At 33.6% G+C, this 14,781-nt stretch carries 13 protein-coding genes; all 13 read right to left on the bottom strand.

Annotation, left to right across the window (positions count from 1 at the left end):
* Positions 1 to 70: 70 nt before the first annotated feature.
* On the bottom strand, positions 71 to 847 hold the full coding sequence (gene prdB, locus P4S50_RS03970; protein WP_277734671.1) for a D-proline reductase (dithiol) protein PrdB: 777 nt from the start codon (positions 845 to 847) through the stop codon (positions 71 to 73).
* On the bottom strand, positions 844 to 1,113 hold the full coding sequence (locus P4S50_RS03965) for a CBO2463/CBO2479 domain-containing protein (protein ID WP_277733252.1): 270 nt from the start codon (positions 1,111 to 1,113) through the stop codon (positions 844 to 846). The genes prdB (P4S50_RS03970) and P4S50_RS03965 overlap by 4 nt, the downstream gene beginning before the upstream one ends.
* 42 nt (positions 1,114 to 1,155) lie before the next feature.
* A complete protein-coding gene (gene prdA, locus P4S50_RS03960) occupies positions 1,156 to 3,015 on the bottom strand; it encodes a D-proline reductase (dithiol) proprotein PrdA (RefSeq protein ID WP_277733250.1) in 1,860 nt (619 codons plus the stop codon).
* Positions 3,016 to 3,030: 15 nt separating this feature from the next.
* Positions 3,031 to 4,314 (bottom strand): proline reductase-associated electron transfer protein PrdC, encoded by a 1,284-nt coding sequence (gene prdC / locus P4S50_RS03955; RefSeq protein ID WP_277733248.1) that lies wholly within the window; start codon positions 4,312 to 4,314, stop codon positions 3,031 to 3,033.
* Between the two features lie 484 nt (positions 4,315 to 4,798).
* Complete coding sequence (locus tag P4S50_RS03950) at positions 4,799 to 5,671, bottom strand: sulfite exporter TauE/SafE family protein (RefSeq protein ID WP_277733247.1); 873 nt, start codon at positions 5,669 to 5,671, stop codon at positions 4,799 to 4,801.
* Between the two features lie 158 nt (positions 5,672 to 5,829).
* Positions 5,830 to 6,834 (bottom strand): proline racemase, encoded by a 1,005-nt coding sequence (locus tag P4S50_RS03945; protein ID WP_277733246.1) that lies wholly within the window; start codon positions 6,832 to 6,834, stop codon positions 5,830 to 5,832.
* 1 nt (position 6,835) lies between these two features.
* On the bottom strand, positions 6,836 to 7,306 hold the full coding sequence (locus tag P4S50_RS03940; protein ID WP_277733244.1) for a glycine/sarcosine/betaine reductase component B subunit: 471 nt from the start codon (positions 7,304 to 7,306) through the stop codon (positions 6,836 to 6,838).
* 13 nt (positions 7,307 to 7,319) lie between these two features.
* Positions 7,320 to 8,081 carry a proline reductase cluster protein PrdD gene (gene prdD / locus P4S50_RS03935; RefSeq protein WP_277733243.1) on the bottom strand — a complete coding sequence of 254 codons (762 nt, stop codon included), beginning with the start codon at positions 8,079 to 8,081 and terminating at the stop codon, positions 7,320 to 7,322.
* Positions 8,082 to 8,162: 81 nt separating this feature from the next.
* Positions 8,163 to 8,888 (bottom strand): D-proline reductase (dithiol) protein PrdB, encoded by a 726-nt coding sequence (prdB, locus tag P4S50_RS03930; protein WP_277733242.1) that lies wholly within the window; start codon positions 8,886 to 8,888, stop codon positions 8,163 to 8,165.
* Positions 8,889 to 8,913: 25 nt separating this feature from the next.
* Positions 8,914 to 9,183 (bottom strand): CBO2463/CBO2479 domain-containing protein, encoded by a 270-nt coding sequence (locus P4S50_RS03925; protein WP_099188881.1) that lies wholly within the window; start codon positions 9,181 to 9,183, stop codon positions 8,914 to 8,916.
* Between the two features lie 23 nt (positions 9,184 to 9,206).
* A complete protein-coding gene (gene prdA / locus P4S50_RS03920; protein ID WP_277733240.1) occupies positions 9,207 to 11,069 on the bottom strand; it encodes a D-proline reductase (dithiol) proprotein PrdA in 1,863 nt (620 codons plus the stop codon).
* A gap of 15 nt (positions 11,070 to 11,084) precedes the next feature.
* Positions 11,085 to 12,368 carry a proline reductase-associated electron transfer protein PrdC gene (gene prdC / locus P4S50_RS03915; protein ID WP_277733238.1) on the bottom strand — a complete coding sequence of 428 codons (1,284 nt, stop codon included), beginning with the start codon at positions 12,366 to 12,368 and terminating at the stop codon, positions 11,085 to 11,087.
* A 327-nt stretch (positions 12,369 to 12,695) separates the two neighbouring features.
* Positions 12,696 to 14,441 (bottom strand): sigma-54 dependent transcriptional regulator PrdR, encoded by a 1,746-nt coding sequence (prdR, locus tag P4S50_RS03910; RefSeq protein ID WP_277733236.1) that lies wholly within the window; start codon positions 14,439 to 14,441, stop codon positions 12,696 to 12,698.
* Positions 14,442 to 14,781: the final 340 nt, after the last annotated feature.

Raw genomic sequence — 14,781 nt, 5'->3', positions numbered from 1 at the left:
ATCACCTTCTTGAAGGTATTTTTTGTTTTATAAAACTTCCCTCTTTAAAACAAGAGGGAAGTTTTTTTAATTATACTTTAGCTGAATACTCGTATGGTAAAGGTATTATTTTACCTGCACTTGGTATTTCTATAAGTTTAGTTAAAGTATCTTTTAGTATATTAGTTTGCATTTCAACATTATTTGGCTCACCTGCATTTGCTCCCATTGGAACTAATGGAGCAACTGCTCTTGGAGTACCATTTTGTCTTACTACTGGAGGAAGGGCTGCTATTATTATAGTAGGTATTCCTATTTCCTCAATCGCTCTCTGCACGATCACGGCAGAGCGGTGGCAAGTACCTCAGCCAGCTGTTAGTAGAACTGCATCTACGCCTTCTTCTTTTAATTGTCTAGCTATTTCTGGACCAGTTTCGTCAGTGAATTTTTGTTGGTCTCCACCGCCGCCCATGAATCCAAAGTGTTTTGGAGCTACTTCTTTGATGAATCCTTCTGCTGCAACTTCTCTTAATCTATCTATAGGGAACATACAGTTGATGTCCTTGTTAACATCTGCATTATCGTATCCACCATGTGATACCATCATATCGCTAGTTAGAGCATCTCCTGGAATTTCTCTGAACCCAAAATCTCCTGCTAAATTAAATCTAGCATCTGTTTTTAAGTGCACACCAGCAGCTGTAGCTAAAGCTATTTTCATATCTTTTAATTCTTTAGTTACAGGTGCCCATACTGGTGGAGGTGTTATTGGTACATATATTTCTGATTGAAGTCCTTTTATTGCTGTAAGACTCATATTTATTACCTCTCTTTCCTGTTCTTTATTTTTTTGCTCTTGTCTTTTTATTTATTTTTTTCTTGCTCTCGTCTTTGATTTTCTGCTATTACTTCGGCATATTTTTCATTAACTTCAGGTCCTAATACTTCAGGATAGCTTAATAAAAATCCAACTTCCATGCCAAGTTTTAATTCATAATCGCTAATTAACATTCTCATAGGCATTTTAAATTGACCAAGTCTTCCTTTTAAATCAATCGTAACGCTGCCATCTGTTATCTTAACTATTACACCTTCATACATTCTTTCTGTAGAAGAATATTTTAATCTATCCATTTATATCACCTATTTACTGGATTCTTATTTTTTGTTTAACTCTTATTTTTCGTAGATTTCTCTTCTCTTCTTACTCTTTTCTAATACTTGCTCATTTTCAAGAAGTTCTACTTTAGTTCCAGTTTCTTTTTCTATAAGTTCAACATTGTTTAACTTAACATTGCTGTTCCATTTTCTTTCTGCAGCTTTGATTTCTTCTCCTGCCATAACAGCTTTAACCATAGCTAATGCTCTTACTGCATCTTCTTTACATAAAGTATTGTTTGAAAGTATTTCATTTTCAATACCTTGCTTAGATTTGTTGTTGTCTATCATGTTTGTCATGTATTTATTACCAACAACTAGTGCTCCTTGAACTGCAGAGAAAGTACATCCAACTACTGGAACTCCTCTTTTACCTATTTGCTCATGGTGAGATGCAAAATCTATATGGTTGTTTCCGAATCCTTCTGTAGTTATTATAGCTCCGTCTACATCCATAGCTTCTACTATCATACCTAATCTATTAGATACATAGAATTTCTCAGCGTTAACTTGAGGAGATCCTACAAATATAACACCTGCTAAATCTATTTCTTCATCATTCATAGCTTCTATTACTAGAGGCTCTCTGTAGTAATGTCTTGAGTTTTCTTTAGAAGCAGGTCCTATACAAGTTAATGCATGGATTCCTCCATCTAATACTTCAAGTGGAGATAACATAACTGGAACGTTTCCAATATCAACGTTAGGCTTAGCTCCTAATGTTCCTACAGGCTCTACTGGTAATATTAAGTTATCGTGCATTGCACCTTGTCCCATTATTTCTTTAACTATAACTACTTTTTTCTTTCCAGGTCTTCTGTATTGAGTTAATTCTTCAGTTTCAACAACTAAAGACTCATCAGCAGCTTTTAATGCTTCTCTTATTTCTTGAGTTATAACATCTGTAGCTCTATGAGCTGCAAGAGGTCCTGGTCTTTCCATATTCATTCCAGCTTTAACTGTAACTTGAGTCTTTATGAATATGTCTCCTTTATCTGGAGCTCCTGGTCTTCCCCACATGATGTTCTTATCTAAGTCACCTTCAGAAGAACCGAATTCACCTATTTGAACTCCGTTTTCGTCAGTTCCTGTTACCATAACGATAACACCATCTACTACTCTAGTAACACCTGTTCCTAGTTCTCCCTCTTCTTTAGTAGCTATAGGTTGAACATCCATTATAGTTTCACTGTAAGTGTTGTACTTATCAGGAGTTATTATTTCTAATTTCATATCTACTACTAATTCTTGACTCTCTATTGCTTCAGGGCAGATATCTTTTCTTATGTAAAGAGTAGTTCCTTCTATTTTAGTTTCATCAGCAAATTCAACTTTTTCTATTTTAAAGTGCTTTTTAGCTAATGATCTAATAGCTTTAGCTTCTTTAACCTCAGCAACTGGAGCTACAACTTCTTGTGCAGCTTGAGCAACTGGAGCAGCAGCTGGAGCAAGTCCCATAGAAGCAGCTACATTTAAAGGTATTTCTAAATCTATGTTTCTTCCTTCTCCTATGTGTATCTTAACAGATCCACCTGCAACTGGTGCAACAGCACTTACTGGAGCTATTGCTTCTACTGGAGCTACTTCTTCAGCAGCTTCTTCTTTAACTTCTTCAGCTTCTACTTTGTTAACACCTTCTAATAAATCAGCTGTTAATGGAGTTAAAGCATCTACAGTTTTAGTTAATTTAGCTCCTAAAACCTCTTCGATAGTTAAACAATCTGCAGATATTTCTAATAATCCTGAATCCTCTAAATCAGCAAATATTGCTGGATCCTCTAAGTTTGATGTTTCAATTACAGTACCAGCTTCAAATCTGCAGCAGCAAACTGCTGGATCTTTAGCGTGAGCCTTAGCTGTTTCTGGAGTAATTGACATATAAATCGCCTCCTCTTATTTTTTTCTTCTATATATTTTATGTCCTGCACCTCTTAAAACATGGTCAGTACTATGGTAAACTGGCACTCCTAACCTAGGAGCTACATTCATAACTGTGTTAGTTCAGTCCTGACATGTTCCAGTAATAATTACTTCTGCACCTTGCTTTTTAAGGTATAAAACTTTTTCTGCTTGTCCTGGACACATACCAGGTAAGTCACATCTATATCTTCCATTTGACTCTGTCATTCTTTTACACTTAGTTTCTGCTATAACTTCAGCACCCATTCCAGCAGCTATTTCTTTAAGTCTGTCTTCTTGCGCACCACATTCACACGCAATTACACCAACTTTTCTACTTTCATTAGGGAATGGCATTGATACTAACACACCACCTAAAGTTTTAGTAACTGGAGAATCTTCTTCTCCATGACGACCTGTAAAAGGTCCTCCTAATACTATTTCTCCATATGGTAGTTCGTATCCACCACATTCTTGTATGTAATGATTAATAGGCATTCCTATTGGAACATCCAAGAAGTACTTTCCATTTCTAGCATTTTTAACTCTTCCACCAACTGTAATATCTTTAGTTATAACAGGTTTTCTATCCTCTATAGCTGATACGATATTTTTTAGTGTTTCAGTGTTACAAACAACAGCTCCTGCTTCTAGCGGTAATTGTCCTGGTTTTAATTCTACATTAAGTAATTCTCTTATTATAACCCTCTCATCACCTGCTGGATACATATCTGGTAAATACTTTATTTCGATTTTTTCTTCATCTTTACAAGCCTTACCAAGAGCTATAATAGCTTTTTTATGCTTTGGCTTCACAGCTATATATCCTTTAGAAGCGTTAGTCATTTCAACTACATATTTAAGACCTCTTACAATAATTTCTGGATTTTCCTCCATTACTGCAACATTATGAGAAAGTACTGGTTCACACTCAGCAGCATTTGCTATAGCATATCCACCTTTTAAATCTACATTTAATTTAATGTGTGTAGGAAACCCTGCTCCTCCAGCACCAACTATACCAGCCTCTTTAACAGCGTCTAAATGACTTTCTGTTTCTTTTATCTTGACATATTCATCTGCTTGATTCTCATCAGCTTTTATGATTATGTTAGAATCAGTTATTTCTGATATTTTTCCATATACACTTGAATGTATATTAGCACCTAGTCCATTAGGTTCAGCTATTAACTGTCCCTTCTTAACTTCATCACCTACATTAACGATAGGTTTACATGGTGCTCCAACGTGTTGTTTTAAGCTTATAGTTAAATTCACACTTTCACCTCCTGTCATTTCATCTTCTCGTTATATTATTAAAGCAAGTTGCTTGCCAACTTTTGTTTAAGTTTGTATTTAATTGTATTTTTTTCCTGTAACGGTTGATTTTACTATTATTTATTTTTTTTATAACGTACTTCTCCATATTTGAAACTTTCTATAACAAATATTAAATATGTCAGCTTTCTGACTATCATTTTATTCCATTTGATAACTTATTAACCCTCTCACACCTCATATTCCCTAGTTTTCCATACATTTCCTTTAAGGAAAACGGTTTCCGTCTGTTTTTTGACACATGTCTATTTTTTGACAGTTAATTTTCCCTTGAATTTTAAAAAAACTAAAATCACATATAACAAACTATTCATGTGATTTTAGTTTTTTATTTATAATATATTATTTTTTATAATTTCCAAATAAAAAAACTGCCGATATATATCGACAGTTTTATATTTAATTTAATTTAATTTAATTTTATTTACTCTGTTATTTCTTTATTCTTAGAAGCTGATTTTAACATAGTAGCAGCTGTGTAGAATATAACAGCTATTACTAACCATTTTAATATATCCATAGGTAAAGATTTTACAAGATAAGCAGCTATAAATACTCCTATAATACCACCTATAGTTATACCCATTGATGCTCTTCTATCTAAAGCTTCTTCTTTAACAAATTTAACTGATGCAACTGGCATTAAGAATGCACAAGAACCCATCATTATAGGGAAAGCAACTTTTGGAGACATTCCTAATAAGTAAACAAGTGCCATACATGGTGCGTAAAGACCTATTCCTGCAGTCATTAAAGCTCCTAATATGAAGTTTCCAACTACTGCTATTATAAGTTTAACTCCTGAAAGACCAGTAGCGTCTCCTCCACCTGGCATTAAGTTTAATTGACCTGCCATCATTAGTAAAGCTGTAATAAATAAAGCAATTGCCATTACTGTTTGTACCTTTTTCTCTGGAAGCTTAGAAACTATTCCAGCTCCAACATATGCTCCTATAGTTGCTGCTGCAAGCATAGAAACTAGTGTTGTAGGATCCATATTTATAACTGTTATAAATATAAAAGCTTCAAGTACAACTGGTATAGTATGAGATGCATTTAATGTTCCTGGTAAAAGTCTATCTTGAGTTTGTTTCATACCTTTAAGTAGTGCTGTTGTAGGTGCAAATGAACCTATTCCTAAAGTATCGAAGAAATCTGTTATAAATCCGATGAAAAGAACTTTTCCCCAAGTATTATGTGTTTCTAAATTATCCTTATGCTTTATAAAGTCCGCTACAAATACTACTGCAAACCAAAGAGTTAAAACTCCTAAAACACCTAAAACTATGTTTATCATTATTTGTGCCCTCCTTATTTTTGTATTTACACTTTATCACTACTTTGATAAAAAGTAAACAACTTGCATCAATTTCCAAAATAACACCTTTTTATACATATATTGCTGCAATAACTAAGCTTGACTATCACAACAATATATGTATATTTTTGTTTTATCTATAATACAAATCCATATTTTAATGGATCTTCAGGATCTATCACAAAGTGATTGAATCCTGTTATATAAGCTGATGCTGTTATTTCAGGAATTACAGAATTGTATTCTGCAACCTTACCAGTTCCAACTACTTTACCTTTAAATAAAGTTCCTAATATACTTTCGTATACGAATAATTCATTTTCTTTTAACTCTCCTTTAGAGTGAAGAGTTGCCATTTTAGCACTTGTTCCTGTTCCACAAGGAGATCTATCTACTTGTCCTTGTCCAAATACAACTACATTCTTGTAAGTTGCTTCTGGGTGAGATGGTGCATCATATATTTCAACTAAGTCAACAGTATTTATGTGAGATAGAGTTGGATGTTGTATCTCTATTTCTTTGTTTATTATATCTCTTATTTCAAGAGCTAATGCAGTTAACTTTTGAGAGTTCTTAGGCTCAACTTTAAGTCCTAATTGCTTAGCATTTATTATTGCAAAGAAGCTTCCTCCGAAAGATATATCAAATGTTATTTTTCCTATTTCAGGAACTTCTATTTCTACATCTTTCTTGTAATGAAAAGCTGGTACATTAACTATAGATACTTCTTTAACTTTTCCATTTTCAACTTTAGCTGTAGATCTTACGATTCCAGCAGGAGTATCCATTACAACCTCTGTAATAGGTTCTTTAGGCTCAACCATACCAGTTTCAATAGCTACAGTTATAGCTCCTATAGATCCGTGGCCACACATATTTAAGTATCCGCCACCATCCATGAATATTATTCCGAAATCAGCTTCTTCATTTACTGGAGCAGTTAATATAGAACCAAACATATCATTGTGTCCTCTTGGCTCAAGCATAGTTGCTGTTCTTAATGTATCCATATTTTTTTCTAAATATTCTTTTTTATCAGCCATAGTTTTACCTGGTATATTAGGTACTCCACCAACTATTATTCTTGTTGGCTCTCCCATAGTGTGTGAATCAACAGCATGAATACTTCTTATAGCTTTCATATTATTTTCCCTCTTTTCTCATTTTTAATTTTAAAAACGCAAGTGCTTTTTTAGCATCTAGAACAGCTACATTGTTTTCTCCAACAACCTGTGTCTCTATACCTTCTTTTGATTTATTAAAATCTACAATTGTGTCCATATAATTATTAGTTACTACGAATTTTGCTTGAGTTCCTACAAAGCTAAGTCCCACTACAGGTATTCCTCTTTTTCCTATTTCTTCTATTGTATTTGCATAATCCACATGAGAGTTTCCCCATCCATCAACGGAGATGATTACACCATCAGCTCTCATAGCTTCAGCCCAAGCTGCCGCTCTTTGTCCTACGAAATACTTTTCTTTATTATCTTGAGGTGTTCCTACTACCATAATACCCATAAGGTCTATATCTTTATCTCCACTTACAACATCAAGTAATGGATCTCTAAAATGATGAAGAGATGTTTCTTTAGTTGATGGTCCTATACCCATAATATCACCCGCCTTACGTCATGGCCCTTAAAGCGCCATCTCTGTATTCATTAGGAGATATTATCATAGGAACATTTCCTATGTCTATAATAGATTTACCTCCCGAAACACCACTTGGTTCATCTGAAAAAAGTTGGTTATCATACATAGCACCTTGACCTGCTATTTGTTTAACTATTACGACTTTTTTAGAATTAGGTCTTATTTTATCTAGATATTCATGAGACTCTGTTGAATCTCTTCCATCTAATCCTTTTAAAGCCATTCTTATTCCTTGTATAAACTCATCACATGCTTTAAAAGCAGATAGTGGAAGTTTTCTTTCATATGGAATATCAGGCTTTAAAGTTACATCAAAATGAATTATGTAATCATCTTTAGATGGAGTACCTGCTTTTCCTAACACAAGCTGTTCTTTTAAAATTCCTTCAGATGATCCAAATTCATGCATCTGCTTTCCTTTACTATCAGCTCCTGTTAGCATTACATAAACTCCAGTTAAAGTATGAGTTATACCTTCTCCTATTTTACCAAGTACCTTTGTAGATACCGGTATGATGTCCATAATAGTATTGACATAAATATCATGTTGTCCAGGCTTTATGATTTTAATATTTATATCTTCTATTAGTTCTTCATTTTTCACTAAGTTTTTTGATATTTCTTTATCAATCGTAAGCATACGTTTGTCTATTGAATTTTTATCTCCAACTTCAACTTTATCTATATGAAAAGCTTTTATTACTAATCTTCTTAGAATCTTTTCTTTATTCATATGCATCACCTTTTTTAAGGTATTTTTTGGTTTATAAAACTTCCCTCTTTTCCTTGTGAGTAAAGAGGGAAGTTATTTAAATTATATTTGAGCTACGTACTCATATGGTAAAGGTATTATTTTACCCGCACTTGGTATTTCTATAAGTTTAGCTAAAGTATCCTTTAATATATTAGTTTGCATATCAACATCATTTGGTGCACCTGCATTTGCTCCCATTGGAACTAATGGAGCAACGGCTCTTGGAGTACCATTTTGTCTTACTACTGGAGGAAGGGCTGCTATCATTATAGTAGGTATTCCTATTTCCTCAATCGCTCTCTGCACGATCACGGCAGAGCGGTGGCAAGTACCTCAGCCAGCTGTTAAGACAACTGCGTCTACGCCTTCTTCTTTTAATTGTCTAGCTATTTCTGGACCAGTTTCGTCAGTGAATTTTTGTTGGTCTCCACCGCCGCCCATGAATCCAAAGTGTGCTGGAGCTACGTCTTTAATAAATCCAGCTTCTGCAAGTTCTCTTAATCTATCTATAGGGAACATACAGTTGATGTCCTTATTAACATCTGCATTATCGTATCCACCATGTGATACCATCATATCGCTAACTGGAGCATCTCCTGGAATTACTCTGAATCCAAAATCTCCTGCTAAGTTAAATCTGTCATCTGATTTTAAGTGCACACCAGCAGCTGTAGCTAAAGCTATTTTCATATCTTTTAATTCTTTAGTTACAGGTGTCCATACTGGTGGAGGTGTTATTGGTACATATATTTCTGATTGAAGTCCTTTTATTACTGTAAGACTCATATTTATTACCTCTCTTTCCTGTTAGTTATTTATTTTTTTCTTGCTCTCGTCTTTGATTTTCTGCTATTATCTCAGCATATTTTTCATTAACCTCAGGTCCTAATACTTCAGGATAGCTTAATAAAAATCCAACTTCCATGCCAAGTTTTAATTCATAATCGGTGATTAACATTCTCTTTGGCATTTTAAATTGACCAAGTCTTCCCTTTAAATCAATCGTAACGCCACCATCTGTTATCTTAACTATTACACCTTCATACATTCTTTCTGTAGAAGAATATTTTAATCTATCCATTTATATCACCTTTTTTTGGGATTTTATTTTTCGTAGATTTCTCTTCTCTTCTTGCTTAATTCTAATGATTGCTCATTCTCAAGAAGTTCTACTTTTAATCCAGTTTCTTTTTCTATAAGTTCAACATTGTTTAACTTAACATTGCTGTTCCATTTTCTTTCTGCAGCCTTAACTTCTTCTCCGCCCATAACAGCTTTAACCATAGCTAATGCTCTTACTGCATCTTCTTTACATAAAGTATTGTTTGAAAGTATCTCATTTTCAATACCTTGCTTAGATTTGTTGTTGTCTATCATGTTTGTCATGTATTTATTACCAACAACTAGTGCTCCTTGAACTGCAGAGAAAGTACATCCAACTACTGCAACTCCTCTTTTACCTATTTGCTCATGGTGAGATGCAAAATCTATATGGTTGTTTCCGAATCCTTCTGTAGTTATTATAGCTCCGTCTACATCCATAGCTTCTACTATCATACCTAATCTATTAGATACATAGAATTTCTCAGAGTTAACTTGAGGAGATCCTACAAATATAACACCTGCTAAATCTATTTCTTCATCATTCATAGCTTCTATTACTAGAGGCTCTCTGTAGTAATGTCTTGAGTTTTCTTTAGAAGCAGGTCCTATACAAGTTAATGCATGGATTCCTCCATCTAATACTTCAAGTGGAGATAACATAACTGGAACGTTTCCAAGGTCAACGTTAGGCTTAGCTCCTAATGTTCCTACTGGCTCCATTGGTAATATTAAGTTATCGTGCATTGCACCTTGTCCCATTATCTCTTTAACTATAACTACTTTTTTCTTTCCAGGTCTTCTGTATTGAGTTAATTCTTCAGTTTCAACAACTAAAGACTCATCAGCAGTTTTTAAAGCTTCTCTTATTTCTTGAGTTATAACATCTGTAGCCATATGAGCTGCAAGAGGTCCTGGTCTTTCCATATTCATTCCAGCTTTAACTGTAACTTGAGTCTTTATGAATATGTCTCCTTTATCTGGAGCTCCTGGTCTTCCCCACATGATGTTCTTATCTAAGTCACCTTCAGAAGAACCGAATTCACCTATTTGAACTCCGTTTTCGTCAGTTCCTGTTACCATAACGATAACACCATCTATTATTCTAGTAACACCTGATCCTAGTTCTCCCTCTTCTTTAGTAGCTATAGGTTGAACATCCATTATAGTTTCACTGTAAGTGTTGTACTTATCAGGAGTTATTATTTCTAATTTCATATCTACTACTAATTCTTGGCTTGCTATTGCTTCAGGGCATACATCTTTTCTTATATAAAGAGTAGTTCCTTCTATTTTAGTTTCATCAGCAAGTTCAACTTTTTCTATTTTAAAGTGCTTTTTAGCTAATGATCTAACTGCTTTAGCTTCTTTAACCTCAGCAACTGGAGCTACAACTTCTTGTGCAGCTTGAGCAACTGGAGCAGCAGCTGGAGCAAGTCCCATAGAAGCAGCTACATTTAAAGGTATCTCTAAATCTATGTTTCTTCCTTCTCCTATGTGTATCTTAACAGATCCACCTGCAACTGGTGCAACAGCACTTACTGGAGCTATTGCTTCTACTGGAGCTACTTCTTCAGCAGCTTCTTCTTTAACTTCTTCAGCTTTTTCTACTTTGTTAACACCTTCTAATAAATCAGCTGTTAATGGAGTTAAAGCATCTACAGTTTTAGTTAATTTAGCTCCTAAAACCTCTTCGATAGTTAAACAATCTGCAGATATTTCTAATAATCCTGAATCCTCTAGATCAGCAAATATTGCTGGATCCTCTAAATTTGATGTTTCAATTACAGTACCAGCTTCGAATCTGCAGCAACAAACTGCTGGATCTTTAGCGTGAGCCTTAGCTGTTTCTGGAGTAATTGACATATAAATCGCCTCCTCTTATTTTTTTCTTCTATATATTTTATGTCCTGCACCTCTTAAAACATGGTCAGTACTATGGTAAACTGGCACTCCTAACCTAGGAGCTACGTTCATAACTGTGTTAGTTCAGTCCTCACATGTTCCAGTAATAACTACTTCTGCACCTTGCTTTTTAAGGTATAAAACTTTTTCTGCTTGTCCTGGACACATACCAGGTAAGTCACATCTATATCTTCCATTTGACTCTGTCATTCTTTTACACTTAGTTTCTGCTATAACTTCAGCACCCATTCCAGCAGCTATTTCTTTAAGTCTGTCTTCTTGCGCACCACATTCACACGCAATTATACCAACTTTTCTACTTTCATTAGGGAATGGCATTGATACTAACACTCCACCTAAAGTTTTAGTAACTGGAGAATCTTCTTCTCCATGACGACCTGTAAAAGGTCCTCCTAATACTATTTCTCCATATGGTAGTTCGTATCCACCACATTCTTGTATGTAATGATTAATAGGCATTCCTATTGGTACATCCAAGAAGTACTTTCCATTTTTAGCATTTTTAACTCTTCCACCAACTGTAATATCTTTAGTTATAACAGGTTTTCTATCCTCTATAGCTGATACGATATTTTTTAGTGTTTCAGTGTTACAAACAACAGCACCAGCTTCAAGTGGTAATTGTCCAGGTTTTAATTCTACATTAAGTATTTCTCTTATTATAACCCTCTCATCACCTGCTGGATACATATCTGGTAAATACTTTATTTCGATTTTTTCTTCATCTTTACAAGCCTTACCAAGAGCCATAATAGCTTTTTTATATTTTGGCTTTACAGCTATATATCCTTTAGAAGCGTTAGTCATTTCAACTACATATTTAAGACCTTTTACAATAATTTCTGGATTTTCCTCCATTACTGCAACATTATGAGAAAGTACTGGTTCACACTCAGCGGCATTTGCTATAACATGTCCACCTTTTAAATCTACATTTAATTTAATGTGTGTAGGGAATCCTGCTCCTCCAGCACCAACTATACCAGCCTCTTTAACAGCGTCTAAATGACTTTCTGTTTCTTTTATCTTTACATATTCATCTGCTTGATTCTCATCAGCTTTTATGATTATGTTAGAATCAGTTATTTCTGATATTTTTCCATATACACTTGAATGTATATTAGCACCTAGTCCATTAGGTTCAGCTATTAACTGTCCCTTTTTAACTTCATCACCTACATTAACGATAGGTTTACATGGCGCTCCAACGTGTTGTTTTAAACTTATAGTTAAATTCACACTTTCACCTCCTGCCATTTCATCTTCTCGTTATATTATTAAAGCAAGTGGCGTGCCAACTTTTATTTTTTCGACATTTTTTTGTTTTTTTTTCTTGAGACGATTGATTTGTCTAGTATTTAAATTTTTTATACGTTGGATATTTTAATTTCGAAATTTCTATCACATTGTGTCAATTAATCGAATATGTCAGTTTTTCGACTTTTTTCTATCTTGTTTGACAACTTATTAACTGTCACACATCTCTTATACTCTGTATTTGATTCAAATTTAATTCATGAAAATGATTTCCGTCTATTTTCCGACACATGTCTGTTTTTTGACACATCACTTTATTTGATATTGATCCATCTTATAATACAGAGTACTTCTAGGTATGTTTAAGTACTTAGCTGCCTTTGCTTTGTTGCCTTCAGACATATTTAAAGCTTTTTTTATTGTGTCTTGTTCAAGTTTTGATATCGCTTGATTTAAATCCATAGGATAATTTTGAGAATTAGTAGTTTTATTAACATTCTCCATTATATATTTAGGCACTAGGTCTTTTGTTATAATATCCTTTTTGCTAAGTACTACTAAATGTTCTACTGTATTCTTTAGTTCCCTTATATTTCCCTTCCATTTATAGTTTCTAAGTATCTCCATAACTTCCGGGTCTATTTCAGGTATAGTTCTCGAGTTTTGATCACATATATCTTTTAAAAATTTGTGTATTAATATAACTATGTCACCATGTCTTTCTCTTAAAGGCGGTAGATTAAGTTCAACTACATTTAGTCTATAATATAAGTCTTCTCTGAATTCTTCATTTTCAATCATTTCTTTTAAGTCTTTATTAGTAGCAGATATAACTCTCACATTTACCTTTATAGTTTTTTCCCCGCCAACTCTTCTAACTTCTTTTTCTTGAAGTACTCTTAAGAGCTTAGCCTGCATTTGCATAGGAAGGTCTGCAATCTCATCCAAAAATACAGTTCCATTGTTGGCAAGTTCAAATATACCCATTTTACCTTTTCTGTTTGCCCCTGTAAAAGCACCTGCCTCATACCCAAAAAACTCACTTTCAAATAACTCACTAGGTATAGCACTACAGTTTACAGGCACAAATAAGCCTTCTCTTTGACTATAATCGTGTATAGCCCTTGAAAATACTTCTTTACCAGTACCACTTTCTCCAAGTATTAATATACTAGCATTGGTTTTAGCTACCTGTCTTGCAGTTTGAATAGATTTTGTAAGCTTTTCACTTTTTCCAATTATATTTCCAAAATCATCACTTGAAAATTTTTTAACCTCATTTTCTAAGAACTTTAAAGCATCGTTTGCTTTTTGAAGCTGCCTGGATAGTCGTTTAACTTCCGTTATATCTCTATCAGTAGATACCGCACCTACAAATTCACCATCTATAAATATAGGTTGAGCAGTAACTATTACATCAGTATCCTTTCTAGGAGGAGAATGATATACATCATCTACAGCTTCTTTTGTTTTTAAAACCTTCAATAATATTCCCTTAGGAAAAAACTCTTCTAATTTTTTACCTAATATCATATCAGATTTTACATTGTATAGCTTTTCTGAATTTTTATTCCATACCACAACATGTCCATCTTTATCTACTACACAGACTGCTTCGTGTATATTATTTATAATATGGTTAAGTTTACTCCCTAGTTCCTCCATTTTCATGTAAAAACAGTCTCTTATTTGATCACTTCTTATTACTCCTATCAAATGCCCATTTTCTACAACAGGAAGTCTCGCTATCTTATTTTTAATCATCATATTTCTACAGTCTAGTAAGGATTCATCTTTAGATATAATATCCATATCCTTTATCATAAAGTTTTTAATAGGATTACCATTATTCAGATCAGATTTCTTAGTTTTTGATATATCTGTTAATGACAATAAACCTATTAATTTTTTATCTTCATCTACAATATATATATCATCCAGATTATTTTTTAGCATTTTTTCTAAGCATACAGATAATTCATCTGTATAATGAACCTGTATATATTTATCACTCATCGCTTCTTGTACCAATGTCTTCTTTGGTATTAAAAACACATAATCACCTCATATCAAATTTATCCAAAAGCTAAGAGTTCTAAGACTGCATCCTATTAAGTCTGAATATAAGAACTCTACAGCTTCTGTATTAGTTTACCCCTAGTGCACACGCAACTAAAAATTCAATTTAAGTAAAAACTTCATCTGAATTAAGTTTCATTTTATACGTAATATGCTTTTGAATTATATGATAACACAAAAAATTCCTCTAGTCGCTACTCACTGACTCATATCGACAACGAGCTTAATGTAATCTATTTCTCGAAATAGTTGTAGTTACAATTCTTTTATCATTATTATGCTCATATTTAAAATGATATAATTTCCTTATATTAAA

The sequence above is a fragment of the Tepidibacter hydrothermalis genome, assembly GCF_029542625.1.
Taxonomy (GTDB): Bacteria; Bacillota; Clostridia; order Peptostreptococcales; family Peptostreptococcaceae; genus Tepidibacter_A; species Tepidibacter_A hydrothermalis.
This window is presented reverse-complemented; position numbering and strand designations above follow the sequence as displayed.

Coding starts and splice junctions, on each gene's coding strand:
- P4S50_RS03925 (WP_099188881.1), bottom strand. CDS start 9,183: ATGGATAGATTAAAATATTCTTCTACAGAAAGAATGTATGAAGGTGTA.
- P4S50_RS03940 (WP_277733244.1), bottom strand. CDS start 7,306: ATGGGTATAGGACCATCAACTAAAGAAACATCTCTTCATCATTTTAGA.
- prdA (WP_277733250.1), bottom strand. CDS start 3,015: ATGTCAATTACTCCAGAAACAGCTAAGGCTCACGCTAAAGATCCAGCA.
- P4S50_RS03945 (WP_277733246.1), bottom strand. CDS start 6,834: ATGAAAGCTATAAGAAGTATTCATGCTGTTGATTCACACACTATGGGA.
- prdD (WP_277733243.1), bottom strand. CDS start 8,081: ATGAATAAAGAAAAGATTCTAAGAAGATTAGTAATAAAAGCTTTTCAT.
- prdA (WP_277733240.1), bottom strand. CDS start 11,069: ATGTCAATTACTCCAGAAACAGCTAAGGCTCACGCTAAAGATCCAGCA.
- P4S50_RS03950 (WP_277733247.1), bottom strand. CDS start 5,671: ATGATAAACATAGTTTTAGGTGTTTTAGGAGTTTTAACTCTTTGGTTT.
- P4S50_RS03965 (WP_277733252.1), bottom strand. CDS start 1,113: ATGGATAGATTAAAATATTCTTCTACAGAAAGAATGTATGAAGGTGTA.